This is a genomic window from Nostoc sp. DSM 114161, from assembly GCF_052692665.1.
Genome location: NZ_CP195141.1, coordinates 8,026,138 through 8,050,320, shown reverse-complemented (window position 1 = coordinate 8,050,320; position 24,183 = coordinate 8,026,138). Strand labels below are relative to the sequence as shown.

The 24,183-nt window shown below is 42.6% G+C and carries 22 protein-coding genes and 1 tRNA gene; 9 read left to right on the top strand and 14 right to left on the bottom strand.

Features of this window, described 5'->3' with window-relative positions:
* The first annotated feature begins 545 nt into the window (after positions 1-545).
* Positions 546-869 carry a thioredoxin family protein gene (locus NSTC745_RS33725; protein WP_445634913.1) on the top strand — a complete coding sequence of 108 codons (324 nt, stop codon included), beginning with the start codon at positions 546-548 and terminating at the stop codon, positions 867-869.
* Here NSTC745_RS33725 and NSTC745_RS33720 read toward each other — a convergent pair.
* Together NSTC745_RS33720 and NSTC745_RS33715 are read right to left on the bottom strand one after the other, a co-directional pair.
* Positions 856-1,089, bottom strand: coding sequence for a hypothetical protein (locus NSTC745_RS33720; RefSeq protein ID WP_445634912.1), 234 nt, complete (start codon positions 1,087-1,089; stop codon positions 856-858). The genes NSTC745_RS33725 and NSTC745_RS33720 overlap by 14 nt on opposite strands.
* Positions 1,090-1,238: 149 nt before the next feature.
* The gene (locus NSTC745_RS33715; RefSeq protein ID WP_445634911.1) at positions 1,239-3,089 is read right to left on the bottom strand and encodes a S8 family peptidase; all 1,851 of its coding nucleotides are present in this window, start codon (positions 3,087-3,089) and stop codon (positions 1,239-1,241) included.
* 114 nt (positions 3,090-3,203) lie between these two features.
* Here NSTC745_RS33715 and NSTC745_RS33710 point away from each other — a divergent pair, with 114 nt between their 5' ends.
* On the top strand, positions 3,204-3,617 hold the full coding sequence (locus tag NSTC745_RS33710; RefSeq protein ID WP_445634910.1) for a hypothetical protein: 414 nt from the start codon (positions 3,204-3,206) through the stop codon (positions 3,615-3,617).
* Positions 3,618-3,820: 203 nt separating this feature from the next.
* Here the strand turns inward: NSTC745_RS33710 and NSTC745_RS33705 are convergent, their stop codons facing one another.
* Entirely contained in the window at positions 3,821-7,036 is a 3,216-nt protein-coding gene (locus tag NSTC745_RS33705; RefSeq protein WP_445634909.1) for a choice-of-anchor D domain-containing protein, read from the bottom strand.
* 940 nt (positions 7,037-7,976) lie between these two features.
* Here NSTC745_RS33705 and thiD point away from each other — a divergent pair.
* The 3 genes from thiD to NSTC745_RS33690 all read left to right on the top strand — a co-directional run bounded on the left by thiD (position 7,977) and on the right by NSTC745_RS33690 (position 10,382).
* A complete protein-coding gene (gene thiD / locus NSTC745_RS33700; RefSeq protein ID WP_445634908.1) occupies positions 7,977-8,804 on the top strand; it encodes a bifunctional hydroxymethylpyrimidine kinase/phosphomethylpyrimidine kinase in 828 nt (275 codons plus the stop codon).
* A 294-nt stretch (positions 8,805-9,098) separates the two neighbouring features.
* Positions 9,099-9,683, top strand: a complete 585-nt coding sequence (locus NSTC745_RS33695; RefSeq protein ID WP_445634907.1) for a hypothetical protein — start codon at positions 9,099-9,101, stop codon at positions 9,681-9,683.
* Positions 9,684-10,043: 360 nt separating this feature from the next.
* Entirely contained in the window at positions 10,044-10,382 is a 339-nt protein-coding gene (locus NSTC745_RS33690) for a P-II family nitrogen regulator (protein ID WP_096537615.1), read from the top strand.
* 133 nt (positions 10,383-10,515) lie between these two features.
* Here the strand turns inward: NSTC745_RS33690 and rdgB are convergent, their stop codons facing one another.
* The 3 genes from rdgB to NSTC745_RS33675 all read right to left on the bottom strand — a co-directional run bounded on the left by rdgB (position 10,516) and on the right by NSTC745_RS33675 (position 14,006).
* Entirely contained in the window at positions 10,516-11,094 is a 579-nt protein-coding gene (rdgB, locus tag NSTC745_RS33685) for an RdgB/HAM1 family non-canonical purine NTP pyrophosphatase (RefSeq protein WP_445634906.1), read from the bottom strand.
* Between the two features lie 90 nt (positions 11,095-11,184).
* A complete protein-coding gene (locus NSTC745_RS33680) occupies positions 11,185-12,621 on the bottom strand; it encodes a phosphoglucomutase/phosphomannomutase family protein (protein ID WP_445634905.1) in 1,437 nt (478 codons plus the stop codon).
* Positions 12,622-12,716: 95 nt separating this feature from the next.
* Positions 12,717-14,006, bottom strand: a complete 1,290-nt coding sequence (locus NSTC745_RS33675) for a glycosyltransferase family 4 protein (protein WP_445634904.1) — start codon at positions 14,004-14,006, stop codon at positions 12,717-12,719.
* Between the two features lie 47 nt (positions 14,007-14,053).
* Between NSTC745_RS33675 and NSTC745_RS33670 the strand changes: the two genes are divergently transcribed.
* The gene (locus tag NSTC745_RS33670; protein WP_445634903.1) at positions 14,054-14,179 is read left to right on the top strand and encodes a hypothetical protein; all 126 of its coding nucleotides are present in this window, start codon (positions 14,054-14,056) and stop codon (positions 14,177-14,179) included.
* 467 nt (positions 14,180-14,646) lie between these two features.
* Here NSTC745_RS33670 and NSTC745_RS33665 read toward each other — a convergent pair whose 3' ends face one another.
* From NSTC745_RS33665 to NSTC745_RS33645, 5 genes are all read right to left on the bottom strand, one after another.
* Positions 14,647-15,141: a plasmid segregation centromere-binding protein ParR gene (locus tag NSTC745_RS33665; protein ID WP_445634902.1), complete on the bottom strand. Its 495-nt coding sequence runs from the start codon at positions 15,139-15,141 to the stop codon at positions 14,647-14,649.
* Positions 15,142-15,146: 5 nt separating this feature from the next.
* Positions 15,147-16,304: a ParM/StbA family protein gene (locus NSTC745_RS33660; protein ID WP_445634901.1), complete on the bottom strand. Its 1,158-nt coding sequence runs from the start codon at positions 16,302-16,304 to the stop codon at positions 15,147-15,149.
* 217 nt (positions 16,305-16,521) lie between these two features.
* Complete coding sequence (locus NSTC745_RS33655) at positions 16,522-17,145, bottom strand: DedA family protein (protein ID WP_445634900.1); 624 nt, start codon at positions 17,143-17,145, stop codon at positions 16,522-16,524.
* Between the two features lie 463 nt (positions 17,146-17,608).
* Positions 17,609-18,691: a Gfo/Idh/MocA family oxidoreductase gene (locus NSTC745_RS33650; RefSeq protein ID WP_445634899.1), complete on the bottom strand. Its 1,083-nt coding sequence runs from the start codon at positions 18,689-18,691 to the stop codon at positions 17,609-17,611.
* A 69-nt stretch (positions 18,692-18,760) separates the two neighbouring features.
* Positions 18,761-18,886, bottom strand: coding sequence for a hypothetical protein (locus tag NSTC745_RS33645; protein WP_445634898.1), 126 nt, complete (start codon positions 18,884-18,886; stop codon positions 18,761-18,763).
* A 535-nt stretch (positions 18,887-19,421) separates the two neighbouring features.
* On the opposite strand from NSTC745_RS33645, the gene queC reads away from it, so the two are divergent.
* Complete coding sequence (queC, locus tag NSTC745_RS33640) at positions 19,422-20,099, top strand: 7-cyano-7-deazaguanine synthase QueC (RefSeq protein ID WP_445634897.1); 678 nt, start codon at positions 19,422-19,424, stop codon at positions 20,097-20,099.
* Positions 20,100-20,306: 207 nt separating this feature from the next.
* Here queC and NSTC745_RS33635 read toward each other — a convergent pair whose 3' ends face one another.
* On the bottom strand, positions 20,307-21,692 hold the full coding sequence (locus NSTC745_RS33635; protein ID WP_445634896.1) for a hemolysin family protein: 1,386 nt from the start codon (positions 21,690-21,692) through the stop codon (positions 20,307-20,309).
* A gap of 105 nt (positions 21,693-21,797) precedes the next feature.
* Positions 21,798-22,499 carry a hypothetical protein gene (locus NSTC745_RS33630; RefSeq protein WP_096537625.1) on the bottom strand — a complete coding sequence of 234 codons (702 nt, stop codon included), beginning with the start codon at positions 22,497-22,499 and terminating at the stop codon, positions 21,798-21,800.
* Between the two features lie 298 nt (positions 22,500-22,797).
* Here NSTC745_RS33630 and NSTC745_RS33625 point away from each other — a divergent pair.
* Positions 22,798-22,870: transfer RNA gene (locus NSTC745_RS33625), tRNA-Ile, on the top strand.
* Positions 22,871-22,997: 127 nt separating this feature from the next.
* On the opposite strand, the gene NSTC745_RS33620 is transcribed toward NSTC745_RS33625, so the two are convergent.
* Positions 22,998-23,414, bottom strand: a complete 417-nt coding sequence (locus tag NSTC745_RS33620; RefSeq protein WP_445634895.1) for a hypothetical protein — start codon at positions 23,412-23,414, stop codon at positions 22,998-23,000.
* A gap of 101 nt (positions 23,415-23,515) precedes the next feature.
* On the opposite strand from NSTC745_RS33620, the gene pyrE reads away from it, so the two are divergent.
* Complete coding sequence (gene pyrE, locus NSTC745_RS33615; protein ID WP_445634894.1) at positions 23,516-24,139, top strand: orotate phosphoribosyltransferase; 624 nt, start codon at positions 23,516-23,518, stop codon at positions 24,137-24,139.
* Positions 24,140-24,183 lie beyond the last annotated feature (44 nt).

Sequence of the window (24,183 nt, the reverse complement as noted above, 5' to 3'; positions counted from 1 at the left end):
CTAACTCCCCTGGTCGGCTAACACCCACTGGGGGTTTTTTTATGCCTAGAGCCACAGCAGCTTGTCGTTAGACATCATCAGCCTCCTAAACTGCCACATACCCAGAATGCACCTTGTTACTACTGCTGGTAGACCTTGAATATCCTTCCTTTGCCAGCTTAGAGCAAACTTAGTCACCCAATCCCTGAATCGCTTTCCTTTTATTGTTAGCTAGACAGGTGACCTAAAATGATTGCTATGATATTTAATCACATTCTTAAGTTTTTTTCTAGATTCCTACTTTCTCGTTCTTCGAGTGCTGCATCCTAAAAAATTAGCTATGGGGCATTGGGCATTGGACAAGGGGGACAAGGTAGCAATCTTTCTCTCCGAAGTTCCGAGCGGAGGAAACCTCCGCTCAGACTTCTCTCCTTGTCTCCCCCCTCTCTTGTCTACCTCATCTCCCCCATCCCCTTTTTGTTGACATTAACAACCTGCAATATGGTATATTTCATGGCGTTATGCTAGGAAGGATATCTAGCCTAAAACCAAAGAGTTGCCAACCGATGAGTTTAGCTGTAATTAAGTTTTCTTCTGAAGAGTGCGGCATCTGCCACAAAATGTCTTTTTATGACAAAAAGGTGGCTGAAGAACTGGGTTTAGAATTTATCGATGTAAAAATGCAGGATACATCTGCTTACCGCAAGTATCGCAAGATTTTATTGACTCAGTATCCTGATAAATCAGAAATGGGATGGCCTACTTACATTGTTTGCAATTCTCCAGAAGGAGAATTTGAGATTGTAGGTGAGGTAAAAGGAGGCCATCCCAAAGGTGAATTTAGAAGCCGTCTCCAACAGGTTCTCGATTCTACAACTAGTCAGAATTAATTACCTCAAAAGATTTAACCTCCAGGACAGGTCCAATCATGGCAGCTGTCATGACATCTTCACGCACCTGTCCTTTAACTTTTGCTTTTTGTCCGGCTTTGAGTAAGTCTTTATCAGCCCCTCTGAGGATTTCGTAAGTAACACCCTCTTGTGTAACTAACGCCCATGCGCCTGGGCCAATATCGCGACGTTGAATTGTGCCTGTAACTGTAATGCTCATAAATACTGCTGAGTACTGAATGGGGAGTAGGGACAGGGGACTGGGGACTGGGGACTGAGGAGATAAGGGAGTGTGGGGGAAAGATTTCTTCCCTATCCTTCCACACTTCCTGCTCACCCCATGCCCAATGCCCAATGCTCCATACCCATTTATGCTGCTTTTTCTTCGTTTTGCAATGCTAAACGAGCAAGTCCATAACAAAGTATGGCGTTGGCGATTAGGAACAGACGTGCTAAGTTAACATTTCCAAATCCCCAAACTGCTGGGTCGTAAATAGCACTTACTGTCAAGCAGGCTGCTACTCCTAGTGTTGAACCGATGGCAAACCATTTCCAACTCGGATGTCCTAACAGTAATGCCATTAATACTATGGGAATCAATACGCTAGCAAACAGGGGATTCAATGCATCAGTTCCTTGGAGGGTATTGCCGAGTTCCGGAATTGAACTACCTAAAACCCGGAAAGGCCATTGGGGAAGGTCAAAGATATAAATTCCCTTGAGGAAGAACAACCCAGAACTGCCAGCAATTAAACCGCCAGATAAAGACCAACTCCAAGTGAAGGGGAAGTAAACCCGTAAAAACCAAGCTAGTAGGTAAGAACCGATTACCATTAAAATCTTGGGTAACAGTGCTACTGCACCACCGTCAATCCAAAAGCCGGGATTCAGGTAGCCATTATCCCGTAACCAACGGAAGAAATCTTGGAAACTGATTTGCCCTTCAACAGCTAGTTTGACTGCTGCTTCTGCATTGAGTTGTCCGGCACCATAATAGTTCAAACCATCATCTTGGATAACTCGTGCTGACTGTTTGAGGACTTTTAAAACTTCATCTGGTTCTTTAATACCAGTAGCTTTGATTAATGCTGCAACACCAGCAACGTGGGGGGAAGCCATACTTGTACCTTGGAAACCAAGAAATACGCCTTCGCCTTTTTCGTTGATAGTTTCTTGCAGAATCTTACCAGCTTCACTACCACCAGGAGCAGAGATATCGACACCTGCACCAAAGTTAGAATACGGTGCTTTTTCGCCGTCTGGGCCAATCGCTGAAACGCCAATGACGTGGGGATAACGCGCTGGATAGCTTGCTCCGTTGGCGCTTTCATTACCAGCTGCGGCAATGATGACTACACCTTTTCTATGGGCATACTCGATCGCTTCTTTCATCAACTTGCTTTCACCGCCACCGCCCAAGCTCATATTAATCACATCTGCGCCTTTATCAGCAGCGAATTTAATCGCTTCGGCAATATCGGCTACCGTACCCCCACCATAGGCACTCAGTACCTTCAACGGCATCAAACTGGCTTCATAAGCAATTCCAGCTACGCCATATTTGTTATTTGTAGCTTGGGCAATGGTTCCAGCAACGTGAGTACCATGACCGTTATCGTCATCAGCTTTTTCTTTGTCGTTGACAAAATCATAGCCTTTGACGAATTTTGTCTCGTACAAGTCACGCACCTTGGTAATCCCAGTATCTATCACTGCAACGGTGACGCCGCTACCTTTGGTTTGACTCCATGCACCTTCGATGCCAATTTTGTGCAAGTTCCACTGCTTGCTGTAATATTGGTCATTGGGGCCAGTTAATGAGGGATTTACCTCATCATTTTCTTCGGGCCGCAAAAATTCTCCCAGCCAAGCGGCTTCACCTGGTTGTGGAATCTTTCTGTAAATATAATTTGGCTCTATGATTTCTGTAGCTTGGGCAAACTGAGATTTTTTCAGTTCTTGGAGTCGTTGCCGATCGCCCTTGATAATGTACACATTATCGTCCGCCGAAAACTTGTTGTCTAATTGGGGTGTAACGTTGTATTGTTTGGCGATCGCTTGTAAATTCTGTTGCACCACAGTTGATGGGATATCTTCACGAAAATCAAGCAAAATCGTCTCAAAATCACCTTTAGCTGCCAGTCCCTGGAAATTCAGGAAACCAAATACGGCAGTTCCCAACCCAATGACAAACAAGCACAATAATATAAGCTTTCTCATATTAACTCATCACCGCTCTTTGCCAGTTTTCTCCCTACCATAACTTATCTGTGCCCCTTATTGGTGTAATTTGCACTTTAGTTTACTTTCACTTCATTGAGGACTGTTGAAACGATGGAACATGGTCTTTTATGGTTACCTCTATTAGCAATATTTTTCTGGCTAGCTTGGCAAGGCTCAAGGGAGTATCAAAAAGTTGAAGCCTATCGTATCTGGGCAGATCAATTTGAACGGGCTAAGTATGATATTTATTCGGTATTAGGTCAAAAAGGAAACTCTATAACTTGGGGTAAACCCACACCCCAAGGGCCGATTAAACTAGAAACATTTTCTTTAGTTGATGTCAAAGAAATATATCTTTTGGTAGATGGCAAATCAGTAGATGTGGAAAATCCACCAGATAAAGGTCGTTCTATAGAGTTAGAATTTGTATTTTCTGAATCGGCTGACCCAGTGCGCGTTCCTTTTACAGAAATACCTTTAGCGGCGGAATGGGCAAAGTATTTGCATTTAGCGTTAGCAAGTTAGCGATCGCAAACCAATCAGTAATTCTATCAAGTCTAGCTAATTATTTATGGCAGTAGATATTAAGTTTTTACAACACAACCACTTAATAGGAATCAGGTGTAGGAAACTCGATCGAAGAATTTAGTTACTCAATACTAAATCTTTTTAGTCTAGTTATTTCCCTACACCTGCTTTGAAGAAACTTGGTTATTAAAAAACAGAACTTAAATAGTCATAAAAGTCGTAGAAGACTGAGCCAAAAGTATACTTGCACTGGCATTATCCAACTTTGCCAACACTTGATTGTCAGAACTATCTACAATGAAGGCTTGAGTTCCTTGTTGCTGTATCAACAATTGACCAAACTGGAGACCACCAGAAAGGGCAATCTTGTCTGTACTTACTTTAAAATCGACAATCGAGTCAGTACCTTCACCTGAAGCTAATACAAAAGTATCGGCACCATAATCCCCCGTTAGCACATCGTTGCCTTTACCACCGTAAAGCCAGTCGTCGCCTGCACGGCCGTTGAGTTTGTCATCACCGATACCACCAAATAAAGTATCGTTGTCATTATTACCCCACAGATAGTCATTGCCACTATCCCCGTAGAGCAAGTCATTACCATCTCCTCCCCAAAGGGTATCATTTCCATCACCTCCCCAAAGTTGGTCATTGCCTGGATTAGCTACTATTGTGTCTGCTCCTCCAAAGCCATAAATCTTGTTGGCTGGAGCATTGCCTTTTAATAACTCAGAAGCGTTAGTGCCATTGAGAACTGGAATTTCCGGAGTGGGAGCGGGTTTAACTATGCCGGTAATGGCAAAGTCAAATGGGCTTTCATTACTATCGTTGTTGCTTAAACTGAAACTACCACTATAGGTGCCGGGTGTAGTAGTGTTGAGTGCCACGCTTATGGTAGTGGAAGCATTAGCAGCGACACTTGTCGGGAGAGTTCCCACTAAACTAAAACCGTCGGGAAGCTCAAGATTGCTTAAGTTGAGTGCAGCTGTGCCGATGTTCTGAATCGTAAAGGTTTCAGTCAGGGTGTTACCGATAGTGGTGTTGCCAAAGTCAATAGTACTCTTACCATCTGCAATATCAACTGTGCCATTGAGAACTTGAATTTCTGGAGTGGGAGCAGGTTTAACTGTACCACTGATGGCAAAATCAAATGGACTTTCGTTACTATCGTTGTTGCTGAGAATCAGAGTGCCACCATAGGTGCCAGGTGTAGTGGTGTTGAGTCCGACAGTTATGGTGGTGGAAGCATTAGCAGCGACACTTGTCGGGAGAGTTCCTACTAAGCTAAAACCATCGGGGAGTTTGAGATTGCTCAGATTGAGTGCAGCTGTACCAGTGTTCTTAATCGTAAAGGTTTTGGTAAGAGTATTACCGACGATGGCATCGCCAAAATTGATGGCAGTTGTAGTTCCATCTGCAATGTCAACTGTGCCGTTGAGAACTTGAATTTCTGGAGTGGGAGCAGGTTTAACTGTACCACTGATGGCAAAATCAAATGGACTTTCGTTACTATCGTTGTTGCTGAGAATCAGAGTGCCACCATAGGTGCCAGGTGTAGTGGTGTTGAGTCCAACAGTTATGGTGGTGGAAGCATTAGCAGCGACACTTGTCGGGAGAGTTCCTACTAAGCTAAAGCCATCGGGGAGTTTGAGATTGCTCAGATTGAGTGCAGCTGTACCAGTGTTCTTAATCGTAAAGGTTTTGGTAAGAGTGTTACCGACGATGACATCGCCAAAGTTGATGGCAGTCGTAGTCCCATCTGCAATATCAACTGTGCCATTGAGAACTTGGATTTCTGGTGTGGGAGCAGGTTTGACTGTACCACTGATGCCAAAGTCAAAAGTGCCTTCGTTACTATCGTTGTTGGTAATAATCAGAGTGCCACCGTATGTGCCAGGTATAGTGGTGTTGAGTCCGACAGTTATGGTGGTGGAAGCATTAGCAGCGACACTTGTCGGGAAAGTTCCTACTAAGCTAAAACCATCGGGGAGTTTGAGATTGCTCAGATTGAGTGCAGCTGTACCAGTGTTCTTAATCGTAAAGGTTTTGGTAAGAGTATTACCGACGATGGCATCGCCAAAATTGATGGCAGTCGTAGTCCCATCTGCAATGTCAACTGTGCCGTTGAGAACTTGGATTTCTGGTGTGGAAATTTTAATGGTTGGGGCTTCATGGGCACCAATGTCTACCACTGCGGTGCCATTGCCATCACCATCTTGAGGAGTTCTGCCAGTTACATTATTGAAAGCACTAGAACCAGCATCGATGGCAGCACTTCCAGGTTTGAGTGTAAAATTACGAGCCGCAGCATTCACAAATTGAGGATCTTTACCCAGAATATAATTAGTTCCTGTTTTGTTGTAATTATTAGTGTTGTAAATCAAATTGCGGTCAGCTTTAATATTTTTAGTTGAGCCGCCTACAACATATGAACTGCCATTATTCTTGGCATACATAATGTTATTTACGACATTCACATTTTCTGATAAACCACTAATCAAAATCTCGCCAGCACCTTGGAGGTCGGGGTGTTGGGCATTCTGGTAAGTTGTGTTGTTGATTACATCGGCATTGGAACTTTTGTATACCTGGATGCCAGCACCACCATTGTTGTAAGAAGTGTTGTTGGTAATTAAAATTTTCCCTTTGTATGGCTGATTATCTAAGCCCAGAGTGTTAGCAGCATCGATCATAATGCCGTGTCCTTCTGTGGCTTTTCCTGTACTACTTTCCCACCAAGGAATGTAAGTATAGTTTTTGAAACTTACATTATTGCGAATAATAATTTTGTAGTCAGTGGTATTGTCGTCTAGATTGCGATTACCAAGAGTGGTGATAGCATTTGCTCCCCAAGGGCTATACCAGCATGTTTCAGAAACAGTATTGTTTTCAATGATGATATAGTCAGCTTCTTTACTTGTAATCCCACCGCCTGGAAATTTAGTAACAGTGTTACCGCGAATTGTAATGTGATGAGAACTGTTGTTTGCACTATCTGGCCGAATATAAATTCCGGCTCCATTTGTTAGTGGATTCCCTAAATTACTTTGTTGAGACTTTGCATACTCTAATGTAATTTGGTCGTTGGCACCAACCATCGTCAGACCCTCGATAACGATGTAGGATGAACCTACAATGTTCACGGCTTGGAAATTAGTTGATTTGATGAGAGGGTTATGACCTGGTAAGGCTTTGAATGTAATTGGTGCGTCTTGAGTACCGTGTTTTTGATTAATATTCAGAACTGCGTTTTTAGGGTATTTACTCTGTTCGTAGGTACCGTTCATAACGTATACCGTATCGCCTGCTTTTACTAGGTCTGCGGCTTTTTGTAGAGTACGAAACGCGCTCCCTTCTTTTAAACCATCATTACTATCGTTACCTGTTCCAGAAACATAGTATATTTTGCCAGCCATAGTTTTACTCCGAGAATATGTAAGCGAATTAGTATTAGACTCTTAGCAACTCAGTTCATTGCTATGCAGTTATCTGAATGGATGGTCTGTGTTTAGACTTTTTGCAACAGCGAGAGTTGTCCGATGGCAACTTCAAATTGCATCGGTGTAAAAACGCTGTTGTCAAACTGGAAATTTTTTCTCCTGTCAACCGCTAATGGTTGAGCCAAGGATGTAAATACTGTCAATCGTCAGGCTGTTGTTGAGGAAAATCGGACGATTAGTGCGTTCGTCTGGGCGATCGCCTTGGAGTAGAATCAAATCCAATTTCCAACGCCATCGCTGGTACTATAAGTTGATACGGCGATCGTATTTGGTATCTAATTTTTTCTGCGAACTTTATCCGTTGTCTGAGGTCAGAAGTTGCCAAATTGGTATGGGTAAGCGCACCCCTGGCTGATAACTGGGGACTTAAAGTTACAGTGGTCAAAGCTGAATTATTTCAAACTTTAGTAGGTTGACCCTTTAAGTTAAAGCAACTAATGTAACAACTTAGTCAAACCTGTCTTAATCCGTGTAAGCGAATTTTGTTAACTCAATTTAGACTAACCTTCACAAACAGTGATTGATATCAGTAAATACTCAGATTTTAGTTAGATTTTTTACAACAAAAGCCAGAAAAATATGGAAACTTGGTGGTGAGTTCTGTTAATTTGTAGCTTGATTTGTGAATAAACAAGTCTTTATACAAGGATTTGATAAAGTTCCTTGCAATTTAATCGCTTGGTTCGCAAGGGATTATTTATGGTCGAGTCACACCGGAGGCTAAAATCAATTGGAAGCGATCGCCAAGCAACTATAGCAGGCAACAGGCAATAAGCTTGAAAATCCTTTGATATCCGCGTTTGATGCTCGGTTGATGTCCTAACCTACCTGGCAAATCTTATAACAATCTTCATCTATGAACCCCCAAAAAAACTCCAGAGTACCTGTTGCTTTAACCATTGCCGGTTCAGATAGCGGTGGCGGCGCAGGAATTCAAGCTGATTTACGTACCTTTGCTTTTCATTGTGTCCACGGTACTAGCGCTATAACCTGCGTCACAGCACAAAATACTCTTGGGGTGAACAGGGTTGATGCCATGCCGTCAGAAGCCGTTGTAGCCCAAATTCAGGCAGTGGTCGAAGATATTGGCGTACAAGCTGCTAAAACAGGAATGTTGCTGAATCAAGAAATTATCTTTGCTGTTGCCCAGCAGGTAGAAACTTTACAAATCCAGAATCTGGTAGTCGATCCGGTAATGGTGTCACGTACCGGGGCACAATTGATTGATGATGATGCTGTGAAGACTCTGTGTAATACCCTGATTCCTAAGGCTGCTATCATCACACCCAATCGCTACGAAGCCCAGATTTTAAGCGGTTTAGAAATTTATTCCATAGAAGATATGCAAGCTGCTGCTGAAATGATTCACAAAAATTTAGGGACAAAGGCCGTTCTAGTTAAGGGTGGAGGTATGCAAGGAAATTTGCGTGGCGTTGATATTTGGTTTGATGGGGAAAAATTGGAAGTTTTGACCGCAAAGCAAGTAGAAACAACAAATACCCACGGTACTGGTTGTACGCTATCGGCTGCGATCGCTGCTAATTTAGCAAAGGGAAAAAACTTGTGGACAGCAGTTCAACAAGCAAAAGAATATGTAACTACTGCGCTGACTTACGCCTTAGATATTGGCGAAGGGCAAGGCCCTGTGGGACACTTCTTTCCATTGTTGGAAACTGGGAACTAGGGGCTGGGGACTGGGGACTGTTTTCTTAATATTCAATACTCAATACCCAGTCGCTAATATCCAATACCTAATACCCAATACTTATTTCCCAATATTCAGTCACTAATATCTAATACCCAATACCCAGTGCCTAATCCCCAGCCCCCAGTGCCCAATGCCCCATGCCCCATGCCCAATAAAAAATCTTTGCGGTCTAGGCATTTTTCTATTATTCTTGGGCATAGTTTCAGGGCTAACTTTGTTTGTTAGCATCTCTGTACGATCTAATCACTTTTATTTTTAATACCAAGCCCAATGCGAACAACCACAGGTTCTGTTCACAGGAATTCTTCAACACGGACTAGTCAACCGTATCCTCCCTCTGTACCGCTATCTGTATACCGGGAATTATCAATGGAGTTGCAAGCAACCCAAGCAAAGCTAGATGCACTGACGACGAAAAACCAGCAATTAACACAAGAAAACCAACTACTACGGCAAGAAATCGCCAAAGTTGTTGAGTCTTTTTCACACTTGCAAAATTTTGTAGATTCCTATGGAATGTTCCGCGAACACCAAGCTTCCCAATCTTCTGGCAATGTTAAAACTGCCCGCAAGCAGCAAGTAACACAAGCGCCTCTACCTCAACAGGTTTCTCGTCCCCGTCCATCTCAAAAAAGCCGCCAGGAGTTTTCTCCACGTGTGATGGAAATCAATTTCCCCACACCAGAACCAGTTTTTATAGAAGAACAAGAAGTCAGTTATTATTCTACTGCCCAGCCAGATGCTAAGGAACTTAACGGCTGGTGGTTAATTATTACCATCTTGTTAATTATGCTTACTGCCTTTACTGCTGGATATTTAATTGTACGTCCCTTGTTTGAACATCAAAAACGTTAGTTGACACTCCCACAGTCAGCAGCAACCTTCATAAGTATTCTCAAATTTCTCTTTTATCGCTGTTTTAAACATCTCAGCGGATCTACTCAATAGCAGAATTTATCTATTTTCAGGTCACAAATACCACATAAAAAGAATGCTAATTTGACAGCAACTTGCTTACGTCACAAGTTCATGGATTTTCTAATTACTTAATTGAGGCTGTTTCTGGCTTCAAAAGCACTCACACCAGACATCTACAATTTGAAAAAAGTGGCAATTATTACATATGTTTTAGCAAAGGCGCTACTAGTTACAGTTTCAGACAACAGATCTGGTTAGATAGATAAACGAAGCTAGTACAAGTTACAAGTCAAAGAAATGAAAAAAGTAGAAGCTATTATCCGCCCATTTAAGCTTGATGAAGTAAAAATTGCCTTGGTTAACGCTGGGATTGTTGGGATGACGGTTTCTGAAGTCCGGGGGTTCGGACGCCAGAAAGGTCAAACTGAAAGATATCGCGGTTCCGAGTACACTGTTGAGTTTCTCCAAAAACTCAAAGTGGAAATTGTAGTTGAGGATAATCAAGTTGATATGGTGGTAGATAAAATTATCACCGCTGCCCGCACTGGTGAAATTGGCGATGGTAAAATTTTCATCTCGCCTGTTGAACAGGTGATTCGGATTCGTACCGGCGAAAAGAACACGGAAGCAGTTTAAAAAAGTTATGAGTAGAGACGCGATTAATCGCGTCTGTACAAGAGTTAGGAGTCAAGAGTTAGGAGTTATGCTAAATCCTGATTCATTATTCCTAAACATTAACTCTTAACTTTTAATTCCAAACTCCTAACTCCTAACTTTTAATTCTCTCCAGTTGTGGAAGTAAAGCTGTAAAAGCCTTACCTCGATGGCTAATTGACCCTTTTAACTCTCGTGTCATTTCGGCAAAGGTCAATTGCTTCTCTGGTACGTAAAAAATTGGGTCATAGCCAAATCCACCATCACCACGAGGTGCATGAAGAATTTCACCGCGACAAATACCTTCAGATTGTAATGCGATCGCACCATCGGGACTAGCGATCGCCACTACACACACAAATTGAGCTTGGCGATTTACTTCGTTACCTAATTCTTTGAGTAACTTAGCAATGCGTTCTGAGTCTGTTTTGGCGTAGCGTGCTGAATACACACCTGGTGCGCCATTTAATGCGTCTACTTCTAAACCAGAATCATCTGCTATCGCCCAGTTTCCTGTGGCTTTGGCGATTTGTGATGCCTTCAAACAGGCATTAGCGGCAAAGGTTTCGCCTGTTTCTTCAATTTCTAATTCTTCAGGTTTGAGGATTAATTCCCAACCAGAATTTGCCAGGTAAGCTTGCATTTCCCGCAATTTACCTGGATTTCCTGTGGCTACTACAAGTAATTTAGTCATTAGTCATTTATTGGTCATTAGTCATTAGTCATTGGTCATTGGTCATTTACCAAGGACAAATGACGAAGGACAAATAACTAATAACTAATTCTACTCTGCCCACTGTTTCGCCCAAGCAAGAGTTTGATGTACTTGCTCTAGTGTTGGGGCTTCGCAATAAAGGCGTAAAACTGGTTCAGTGCCGCTAAAACGAATCATTAACCAGCTTTTATCTGCGAGACGGTACTTGTAGCCGTCGATTGTTTGACAATCAATTACTGCTTTCCCGGCAATTTCTTTTAAAGGTTCGGTTTGCAGTTGTTGCAAAAGACGCGATCGCACTTCCATACTGGCTAAGGGTAAGTCAATGCGATCGTATGCTGAGGTAAATCCTGTTTGTTGCTGCAAATGGCGATAATACTCACCTAAATCTAAACCAGATTCGACGATCGCTTCTAGGACATACAATGCCGATAGCAGCGCATCGCGTTCGGGAATATGGCTACCATAGCCAATTCCTCCCGACTCTTCACCGCCTAGTAAAACTTCTGCGGCTAGCATTCTGTCAGCGATGTATTTATAACCGACTGGTGTTTCAAATACTGACAGTTTATGTAGTGCTGCCACAAGGGGCATCAAGTCAGAACCGCTGACAGTTTTGACTATTTCACCCGTAAAGCTGCGCCGTAGGGTTAAGTGGTCGATTAGTATTGGAATCAACACTTGCGAACTCAAGAAGTTGGCTTCCCCGTCTACAGCGGCGATGCGATCGCAGTCTCCATCAAATACCAATCCTACAGATAAACTCGATTTATTGGTTTCTCGGTGAGTTTTGATAACTTCAAATAACTTGGAAAGGTATTTCGGCAAAGGTTCTGGCGCACCGCCACCAAATAAAGGGTCGCGTTCGCTGTTGATTTCTTTAACTTTATCCCCTAGAAGTTGTGCCAACCCGCCAGCCGCAGCGCCATGCATGACATCGACAAATACCGTCAGTTTACCAGAGGCGATCGCTTCTCTAATCTTGGCAATATCAACTTTACGTTCGAGTGCTTGGGTGTAACTCGGCCAGGGATCGAACTTCTCTTGCTTGCCTGAAGTAGGTGCGGGTGGTACTCCTTCGGGTAACAGTGCTTCTATATCTTGTGTGACTTCTGGCGACACCGAGCCACCAAAATAACCCTTGACTTTTAAACCTAAATATGTGCCTGGATTATGACTGGCTGTTATTACTAATGCCCCTAATGCATTCAGTTGTTTTGCTGCCCAACTAAAAGCTGGGGTTGGGGCGTAGGTTTCACTGAGTAAAACATCAAATCCGATGGCGGTGACAGCATCGGCGGCAGCACGAGCAAAGTCTTCCGCCATAAAGCGGCGATCGTAACCGACAATTATAGTCCGGCTACCTACCGTAGAATAATATGTATTATATAGTACTTTTGCGGCGACTGGCGCGACTAGAGCTAGGCGTTCAAAGGTGAACTCATCTGCAATTACGCCTCGCCAGCCGTCTGTACCAAACTTGATTGAGTTAGCTACAACTGCCATCTAGGTATCCTAACTGTCTACCTGAGGATTCTAGCATTTATACAGTGTATAAAGTAAAAAAAGAATATAGTATTAACATCTAAGTTATTATGCTGTTAAATTGCACGATCCCTATTAAATTCCGTGCGTGCTTCTTCATACACAGACAAGTAAGAATGTGTAACTACTTCTAAACTAAATACTTGTTCGGCTTTCTCACGAGCCTGTTCGCAAAGTTTTTCATGTCGCTGTTTGTTTTCAAGTGCCCAAATAATGCCATTGGCTAAATCATCATTACTAAAACGCTTAGCTCGATAACCATTTTTTTGGTGATCGACAACATCTTTTAAGCCTGTCGAATCAAAAGAAACTACAGGTGTACCACAAGCTAGAGATTCAGAAGCCGTTTGCCCAAAAGCTTCTTCAATTGATGGCACAATCATTACATCTGCTGCTGAATAAAGAATTACTAGTTTATTTTCATCAGAGATTTTGCCCTGATAATATACCTTAAAACCAAAATCAACTGGATTTTTTGGTTGAGATGCACCAAAAACAATGAGTTCTATCTTGTATTTCCACTCAGTATTGCTTAACTTTTGCAATGCTGCTTCTAGTAGATGAAAGCCCTTTCTTTTGTTACTAGTTGCGTCGATCGCTCCGAATAAAACCAATTGCTTATTTTGCGGTAAATTAAGTAAGTTTCTTGCTGTTTGACGCTCAATTGGTTTATATATGTCAACATCTAAACCGTTGGGAATAACTTTAATTTGTTGATTTTGAAGTAGTGAACTTGACTTAGTACATTCCGCAAGCCAGTTACTACAGGTGACAATGGTCAGGTTCAGATTTTGCCATGCTTTAGCTTTGCGCCTCCAAACCCAACTCGATAAATCAGAAGCTTGGTTACTACCGAGTATAGGACAATTGCCACAGGATTTTGTATAGCGATCGCACCCTTTGCTATAGCAGCATCCTCCAGTAAATGTCCACATATCTTGGAATGTCCAAACAATAGGCTTATTAAACTTTGCTATAGCTTCAATTGGTACAAATCCGTCACATATCCAAAACAGATTAATAATATCTGGATTGAGTTTAGCGACCTGTGAGGTAATGTTATTGGGAAGCCACTGTAAGCGTATATATATAGGATTACGTTTGCTATGGCCATAAACTTTTAGTGGTAAAGCATCCAAAGAAGGACGAACTTTCGATATTATTGGCCCTAATTTGTTGGGATAACCGATTACAGTTGGATCGTCAATTTCCTTATCTTGGACTAACATCCGAGAACTAATTCCTAACTTAAGTAGTCCCTGATGTAGCCTATAAGCTGCGCGTGCATCTCCTGCTGCTGCTTCTGCTTTTGGATCGCAAGTACTCATCAACAGAGGCGAAAACATTTTTATATTACCTACTAAATATCTCCCAAAAATACTAAGCCCGCTGTATGACTGAATTTCAACAGGCGATCGCCAATTGTCTACTCAGTCATTTTCAACTTAATAATCATGACTTAATACAGTTACTGTTGATAGTAGTTTTTAAAGGTATGGGTTTTTTCATACCTGAGTAATATTTTTTCTGCTTTTTATATTCCTTAAGTCACTCTCTAGCCTGTTCTGAGCTATCTACTATTGCACATTAAACTTCTTGCAGAAGTCCGGAAAAGGTGAAGGGGAAAAGGTTTGTTATTTTCCCTTTTCCCAATAAAGATGAGTCCCTTTTCTCACAAGAGTGCAAAAAGCAATTGATTGCAAGAGGTCTATTGGTGAAAGGACTTTCGTCAACTCACGCACAATTCATCTCAGCGCCTTGCTTTGGTTAAACTAGAGGCTTCTTGCTATTTCAGCTAAAATACCGATCGCACACTAAAAATGTATGCGCGATCGCTTTTTTACCATACTTAAGTAGTTGCAAAGGCGCTTCCCGCCAGAAATTCTATTTCTAAAAAATATCAATAAATATTAATAATCCTTAATAGTAAACACTATTAAGGATTGATGACAGGAGCAAAAAACTGCTCAAAAACTTGATTTTTTCTTAAAAATCATCGAGAAACTGACTAAGGCGACTGATTACAGGGTCAACCTCTTGAGGAGGGGCAGGAACAGTATAAGGAGTATTATTTACTACTTCTACTTGACTTGGAGACTGAATAAGCGATCGCTCATTGACTATGAGTGCCAGTTGTGCAACTTGTTGAGAAAGTTGCAGCAGATGGTGTTCCAACGCCTCCAAACGATTAGATCCCTTGGCAAAAAAACGTTCCTCAAGGCCAGCTACTTGACGTTGCAGCTCACCGAGTTGTTGTTCAATCGGCTGTTGTTCAATCGGTATTGTGGCTGCTGTTTTTGGAGCAGGTCGTACAGATTCCGGTACGCATAAGGATTGCCACAGGGCTTCTTTGCATAGGTCACTGAAAGTTTTTTCGGGTTGCTTCTCCAAATAACTTTCCACTTGTGCCAGCAAGCTTTCATCAGCAAGCCCTGGGTTGAACGTGACGGATTTAACTACCTTTTTTGACCATTGGAACATTAGTTTTAAGCCCTAGCAGCGCGAACGGCGGACAATTGCGCCTCTCCATAAATATACTGCCCTAAAGCATTCGCCTGCCGAGAAGGTGCAGATAAATGAGCATTAATCTTTGCTTCCTTGAGCAGACGTTGAACGTCTTCCCAGAAAAACTCACCGCCACCGCCAGTAAGAATCACATCGGTAACACGTTCTGGCAACCAGGCTAGCACGCGGCTGCAAATTTCCCGTGAAAACATTTCAATGAGATTCGGCAGAAAATCGTCTAGGTTGGTAGGCTTGCTAGCACCTTTGGGACGGTAAAAGCGTTCGCCTTTGGGTTTGTTAACAGCTGAAATAAGTGCCAGAGATTGACTATCTGCTCCCTCAATTTCCGCAGCTACCAGTTCATAAAACTTATTCATCCCAAAGTCTTCGCTCTTAGAAGCACCTCTGGCAAAGCGGAAGTTATCTACCATCAACAGATCGACAGTTTGATGTCCGATATCAACGATCGCCACCGATATTTTTGTAAAATCAGGGCTACCGGGGCTTTTCTTCGGTTGAGCTTCACACCATAACAAGCTACCATAGCCTTCTGGCATCACCCAAACCTTATTGACGTTCAGCGAAACAGATTCACCTCGGAAGTTTAACACATGAGGGCCACCTACTTGGCTGATTAACTGCGCTTTTTCCTTTTCAAATTGCTCTAAAGAAAGAAAAGGTAGACCCAGCACAACTGAAATCTCGTCTCTAAGTTTGAAGTAGCCAGCACAAGCTAACACCTTAATCAGTGCAGCCTCTACCTTAGATTGTCCTACTCCTAAATTCGCTCCAAAATCTGCTGCCAGTTGACCTACAGCATATCCATTGCCTTGATATTCCAGCCACAAATCCATTAAGGGGTCAGTAGCGCGGGCTTCAAAAACACCACCGCGTACTTGTTCTATAGACATCTGCTTGACGTTGGCAGGTACGAACACTACACTACCGGGTTCGCGACTCACACAAGTCTTTGTGGAAGTTCTGCCTAAATCAACGCTGAGAATCGTTTTCCCAGAACCACCGGCTGTTTTGGCAGGATTATTTCCAGTATTAATGGGAGTTGTCGATGCTAACGGCTGCCTATTCATAGGTATAGCAGCGGCATTAATGGGGGTGGCGGCGGAAGGTTGGTCTGTCATGAAAGCTCCTAGTTCTAACTTAAATGTAAAAAGTTGTCATGCTCATCTTACAAAAATGCGGGCAACCAGAAATTCTAGGTTGCGTCAAGTGTAGCTAGAAATACGCCAAAAATTAATTCTGGCAATTGCACATCTAGTATTATTTGGCATAGTGTAGGCGAATTTTGGCCAGATGTAACCCCTGCTTTCACTGCTTTCAAACCAAAAGCGCCCCTGTTTATCTTCTGGTGCGTCTTCGCTGACGCTTCAATACCCAGAAAATAAATGCTAAAACCAAACCCCCAAGCACAATTTTGGACACAGGAGCAAGGTATTCATCCACAAGTTCATACTGACTACCTAATATATATCCTGAGTATGTTAGCAAACCCACCCAAGCTGCGCTACCTAAAGTGCTATAAAACAGAAATGGTAACAAGTGCATATTACCGATCCCTGCGGGAACAGAAATCAAAGTGCGGATTCCTGGTACAAGGCGACCAATGAATACTGCTTTGTTACCTTGTCGGTCAAACCAGCCTTTAGCCTTAGTAATATCTTTGCTCGATATAGCCAACCATTTACCATATTTGTCAGCCCAAGCTTTCAAGCGTTTTTCGCCCAAAAACTTACCTGGATAGTACCAAACAAGTGCGCCCAATACAGAACCCAAAAGTCCTGCAAAAAACACACCAATGATATTGAGTTTTGCTCCTCCTGGTTGATATGGACTTGCTGTAAATCCAGCCAATGGCATAATCAATTCTGAAGGAATGGGGGGAAAGAGGTTCTCTAAGAACATCAGTAAGGCGATTCCCCAATATCCCAAAGAGTTGATAGTGTTAGTTATCCATTCAAGCATCGAGTCAATCCCTAAAAATTACTGTACTAGTTTTTTATTTGGATAGGGCATTGGGTATAGGGCATTTTTCTCCTCATTTTTCCATCTCCCCACTCCCTATTTTCCAATTGAGGTTGTTTTCTAAATAATTAGATCCCCCTTAGCCCGCTTTTTTAAATGACTAAGGAGGATCTAAAGACTTGATGACAAATTGGAAAAAAACACTCTAGAGTTCTGGGTCATTGGACATTAGGCTTTAAGAGTGCTGAGTACGTTAGCAAAGGCGGGACTTTTAGCCAATCCTGACTGAGGAGTGAGGAGTTAAGAGTGATGAGTGCTGAGAGAAGGTAATAGTTATTATCCAGCCCCTCTACCCTTCTGCTCCTCTGCACGCCACTTGCAAAAGAGCGGGTTCCGCTTTAGCGGTACAAGTCGGCACCGCAAGGGCGCACTGGCTCTCCTCTGCCCCTCTGCCCCTTTTCTTCTAGACTGTCGGGGTCAATGATTGTACTCTTGGTTCCGATTGCCAGTCTAGGGGATTCCAAACTCTCTCTTCTAATGCCATCTGCTCAATTAAACTGGCTAATCTCAGAGCTTTGAGAGCTTGTTCGCCACCTACTGAGGGTTGATTGCCACCATGTACGCAGTTGACAAAATGTTCTAATTCTGCACTTAGCGGTTGAATATTGCTGGTATAGACTTTTTCAATCACGCCATCTTGCCTGTAAAGTACTTGTCGATGGTCGGTAAGAGAGTTAGCATTTGTTTGTCGATGAATCAAAATTTCATTCTTGAGAAAATCTGCCTCAGTGAATGAGTTTTTGCAGTGGGCAACAATTCGGCGAATTTTGCGGTGAGTGACTTTACTGGCAGTCAGGGTGGCGACTATACCGTTAGCAAAGCCCAAGGTGGCAGTTACATAATCTAAATAACCTGAGTCTAGGGCACGAGTACCGCTAGCGGTCAATTTGGTCACTGGGGAAGCTGCTAATTCTAGAAGTAGGTCGATGTCATGGATCATTAAATCCAGGACAACTGAAACATCGTTTGCTCGGTCTGAGTAAGGACTCATGCGGTGTGCTTCCAATGCCAGTAATTCTTCCGTTTTCAGGACTTGGCTAAGTTCCCTAAATGCTGGATTGAAACGCTCAATATGACCTACTTGGAGGATACATTGAGACTCAGCTGCGGCATTTACAAGGGATTCTGCCTCAGAAATACTGGCTGCGATCGGTTTTTCAATCAAAACATGAATTCCGGCTAACAGACAGCTAATACCCACGGCATAATGCAGGCGGGTGGGAACAGCAATACAAACTGCTTCCACCAAGGGTAGCAAGTCACAGTAGTCTTCAAAAAAACGCACTTTGTACTTGCTGGCAGTTTCTAACCCTCGTTCGACGTTAATATCTGCTACACCGACTAATTCAACGTCTTTCATTGAACTCAAGACGCGAGCGTGGTGTTGTCCCATGTTACCCACTCCAATCACGCCTATGCGGATTGGTCGTGGTTGGTTGCGCTGTGTATATGGATTCGGTTCTGCCAGTGACATGCTATTTTGCACTATTATTCTCTCCTCAACCACCAAATTAAGAGACGCTACGGCCGTTGGCGTTTATACAAAGAAAGCCAGTTACGATCCGTCTAAAACCATCCAGATGGTAACATAGAGCCTATGTTTATGAAGAATTTCAAAGTTTGCGATCGGTTCCCGCAATCCAGCTATCTTTTGTATAGATAGTTCGGGCTTGGTTGGCATTTTGCATTTTCTACAAAAAAATATGTGTCTTTTTATTAACTTTAGAATATCAGGTAAGACTTAAGTATAAATTCTCTAAAATTCTAAGGGTCGTTTTTTTGTGCTTGGATTCTCCTTAAGGCTAGAGTTGGGCAATTAATTTCGATCCAATTGACAGTATTAAAATTACAAAATAATAAACCAGTAATACTATGTTTTTTTTCCAAAAAATGCTATGGGGTAATTACTACTAGCGATCGCCTGAAACAGTTTTTGGATGATTATTTGCAGCATGTGTGGTAGACACGTTCGCGTAGCGTCTCGTAGAAAAGTAGCTTGCCGTAGTTTTAGGTCGAAGCAAGCTAGCAAGAGTGTCTTAAAGAGAAGACATCACACCACTTTTTGAGAGAAACTGGTATGGGTTGTTCTTTTGAATATCTAGGGTGCAAAGGTGTTTTCAATCAGTCACAGAAATTCAGGAGTATCTTTGGCATTGCTTGTTGGTATCTTGTTGAAGCTTGATTTAGCGATTTGAAATCCAAAATTTGCAACCGAGATGAAAGCTGTAATTCTATTATCTGGAGGATTGGACTCTTCCACAATTTTGTACAAAGCTAAAATGGATGGCTGTGAATGTTATGCCATTTCTTTTGATTACCAACAGCGACACCGACGAGAGTTAGAGTCAGCCGTGGTTGTGGGTCAAAAAGCTGGGGTAATAAAACATCAGGTGGTTAATTTTGACTTACGGCAGTGGGGTGGTTCGGCGCTTACCGATGACGCTATTGATTTACCAGAGGAGCGTTCTCTGGATGAAATGGCTCAAAATATTCCTGTTACCTATGTTCCGGCTCGTAATACGATCTTTTTAAGCTTTGCTTTGAGTTACGCTGAAGCGATCGCAGCTGAGCGTGTCTATATCGGCGTCAACGCTTTAGATTACTCAGGATATCCTGATTGCCGCCCCGATTATATCCAAGCTATGCAAGAAGTTTTTCGCCTGGGAACTAAACAAGGGCGTGAAGGACAATCAATTAACATTGTTGCACCTTTGATTAACCTGAAAAAAACCGAAATCATTCAACTTGGCAACCAATTGGGAGTTCCTTGGGAGTTAACTTGGTCTTGCTATGCCGGTGGTGATGTCGCCTGCGGTGTCTGTGATTCTTGTCGTTTGCGGCTAGCGGCGTTTGCCGAATTGGGACTCGTCGATCCAGTGGCTTATAGTTTTTAAGTGAGGAGTGAGGAGTGAGGAGTTATGAATTACGCCTAATGTGAATTATCCAAATCAATGAAATATCAAGGATTGTGCCCCCTGTAGAGACGTTGCAGTGGAACGTCTCTACAACGATAAACCAAGGGTTTTAGCATCTAATCCACATAATGCGTGAATTGTGAATAAAGTCTCAACTCCTAACTCCTAACTCCTTACTCCTAACTCTCAACTCTCAACTCCTAACTCTTCTAACCGTCGCAGTTGAATTTGATGCAGACGCGGGCCGATGACTGACACTACGGTAAATTCTAGATTTTGATAATGGAAGGTTTCGCCTTTAGCAGGAATTTTCTGTAACTGATACAGCAAAAAGCCTCCCAGTGTCTGGTATTCTCTTGTCAAAGGTAAATCGAGATGCAAAACCTCATTCAGATCTTCGAGGTTGATTTGTGCCTGTACCAGAAATTTATCCTCGTCTAACATCTGGATTAACAAATCATCGTTGTTTTCAGGTTCGCTGGCGTCGCCAATGATTTCGGCAATGACATCTTTGATGGTCACCAATCCCACAGTACCGCCAAATTCATTAACCACCATTACCATAGCTGGTTTTTCTTGCTGCATCATCGGCAAAAGTTCGCTCAAGGGCGTGTGTTCTGGAACAAACCGAGCCGGACGCATCCAAGGTTGGATTTGTGTTTCTAAAGTTAGCTTGCCTACAGCTAAAGGTTGTGCCAAATCTTTAAAATAAACAATGCCGCGAACATCATCCAAAGATTCACCAATCAAGGGATAGCGGGAGTAACCAGTAGCAGCCATTTCCTTGAGTAATGCCTGGAAAGTAGCATCTTTTGGCAACGCTACAATACTGGTGCGGGGAATCATTACAGCTTGAGCCATCACATCTCCAAACTCAAAAACATTATTGAGTAGTTCTCGCTCCGCACGCTGTAAACCAGTAGACCCCCATTCTGTAGAGATAATCACTTGCAATTCTTCGGGAGTTACAGGCGGCCTCCAACCTTGACCTGTATATTCAATGCCAAAAATTCTCAATAACCAACGAGTTGATTGGTTGAGAATCCAAATAAAGGGGCCAAAAAAACGCACGATCGCTTTTACTGAAGGCCCTAAAAATCTAGCTAGCTGTTCTGAATACAGCATCGCTAATGATTTAGGACATAATTCGCCTAAAACAATTTGCAAATAAGCAATTAAGAAAAACGCGATCGGAATCGATAAAGAATGGGCGATGAAGTTAGTCATTCCACTGGGTAGAGGCCAGGATTTTAACCACGCTTTTACCAGGACGACAATCGTACTTTCTCCAATCCATCCCAGAGCCAAACTAGAGAGAGTGATGCCTAACTGGGTAGTAGATAGCAGTCGGTCAATACTGCGTTGTAGCATCTCCACAGCTCTGGCTGGAACATCCCCAGCCTTAACTAGCTGGTGAATACGCGATCGCCGCACGCTCACCATCGAAAATTCTGCCGTTACAAAAAAGGCATTTATGGCAATCAGCAGTAAAACTGACAACAATCGCAGCCCTGCCTCCGTCCAAATTAAATTAGGAAAACCACTCACCGCCAAAGCTTGTGTAAAATTCACGCCCTCTATTTAGGGAGACTGAGGACTTGGTATTCGGTATTGGGGATGAGGGATTAAAAAATTCTTTCCCAGTACCCAGTCCCTAATCCCCAGTCCCCAATACCCTTACCTTTCTACAGGAATATTCAATGCCTCTAGCTTTAATTCTTGAGCAGGATAATCAGTCAAAGCCAGTGATATTTTTTTGACATCATCGAGTAAAGCCGTGGGAATGCTCACCGTACCCGAAAATGTTGGGCCATTGGCAGGCAATTCTGTTGGCAAACCTTCTGTACTAGCGCTCAGAGTTCGTCCTTTATCATCAGTAACATCTAAAAAACTATACAAGAAACGCACAGAATCCTTACCTTTATTCTGCATTTTTACTTTCAAGAGTAGATCTCCACCAGAGTAGCGGGCAGATTGCACAGACATAGTTACACCTTCACTCTGGGCAACCACTGGAAAACCTGGCTGGGGCTTTTCCTCAACTACTTGTGGAGGTTTTTCTTCAGGCTTCTGCTTGCTGCTATTGGTTTCTTCATCATCTTCCTCTAGCTTTTCCGATTTCGCAGCCTTAGTTTTACCCTCAATTCGAGCCTTGACAATTTTCAGAATTTCTTCTTCTTTTAATAGCGCTACTGCTCCCTGTTGGGAGTTATTTCCTTTACTGCTGGCAAATTTAGTCGTAGGACGCCCATCTGGTGTGCTAACGCCTTTGAGTGCTGAACTTCCTAGTTCAAACCCCAAAAACGCGCTTACAGAACCCGCTCCTAACATCAGGATTAACAAAATCAAAGTAAGAAGTACAGTAGAATTTATTTTCATTGCTGACAAGCTAATGCACAATCAATGCTGGTTTTTTAAGAATAATGAAGCTTGATACCTCAATCCTTAAAGGAACTTAATCAATATTAGTTTGCACTATTTCATGATTAGATTATGTAGTATAAAAATCTGGCAAACTATTGTCGAGTATTCACAGGCACTAAATTTGTGCTAAAATAGGGGAGTTTGCTAAAATTAAGTACGTAAGGTAGTATACCTCACTCTAAAATTAGCAAATAAACTTGACTTAGGGTTATAAGTAATTGCGTTATAGCAACCCTAAAACAAACTAGAATAAGCGCCTTTGGCCGATTGGGGAGGCAACGAACTCATAATTCGTCTTCAGGCTGGTTCGATTCCAGCAGGGCGCACTAAATTATCAAAAAAGAAATGGGGCATGGGGAAAGGGGTAAGGCGAAAGATTAAATTTATTACCTTTTCCCTTTAACCTTTTCCCCTGCCCTCTGCCCCTCTGCCTTTCCTACGAGGTGGTAAAGTTTAAAACTTGAATTCAGTTCCGACTCTAAGCTTGTTGGCATTTAAGCGAGGAGACATCATTAGGGATGTGTCATAGGGATTTGGTAAATCAGGAGTGCGAATATAGGGATCGTTGCCTGCTTGCTGAGTCAGGACATCGTGATATAGAGCATTAACCAATTCACCATCACGGGCGATTTCATTTTCTGGGAAGGAACCACCAAAACTCGCGCCGGCTCCCAAAAACGAGTCTAGCTGACGCTTGAGAGTGCCGTTTTCATAAAAATTGCGATCGTGTCGAAAAAATGCCCCTTCAAACACATCACTTGTGGTTTGACTTTTGGGTGTTTCTGTTTGGGCGGCTACAACAGAGGGAAAAGCAATACTAGCAGCAAGCAGTATTAATAAACCACCAAAGGTTTTTAATTTGATACCCACGTTCCTTACTCCTCAAATTTGTGGCGAATCTTAATTTATGCTTAATTTCAGAACTGTTATCAGTTCAACCTTTGGTGTAGCACAACTTTCAATGTTTTGTAATGACGTATCCTACTGAAACTCTTACTGAATCCAATATTTGGGCAACTACCCCTGATTTGACTCACTTGCGCCAGAAGCTATTAGATTTATTTGCTCAAGTAGCTTATCAAGAGGGTGACTTCGTTCTTGCTTCTGGGCTACATAGTTCTTATTACGTCAATAAAATGCAGGTAACACTGCACCCCCAAGGAATTTTGGCAGTCGCACGGTTAGTGTTTCCTTTACTACCTGAAGATACGCAGGCTGTAGCAGGTTTAACAATGGGTGCCGACCCGCTTGTCACAGCAGTGAGCGTGGTTTCCGTTTATGAAAATCGCCCGATACCAGCGCTGATTATTCGCAAGGAAGCCAAGGGTTATGGCACGAGAGCTTATATAGAAGGCCCAACTTTACCAGAAGGTGCAAAGATAGTGGTTTTGGAGGATGTCGTCACAACTGGGCAATCTGCTCTCAAAGCAGTTGAGCGTCTTCAAGCGGCAGGTTATACAGTTAATCAAGTAATTGCACTGGTAGACAGACACCAAGGTGGAGGAGAATTGTACCAATCAGCAGGGTTAAAGTTTGAGGCGCTATTTTCGATTCAAGAAATTCAAGAACGCTTCCGACAACTGGCAAATTCATAAACAATAGCACTTCTACTAATTCCTAATTAAAAATTGGTAGAAGT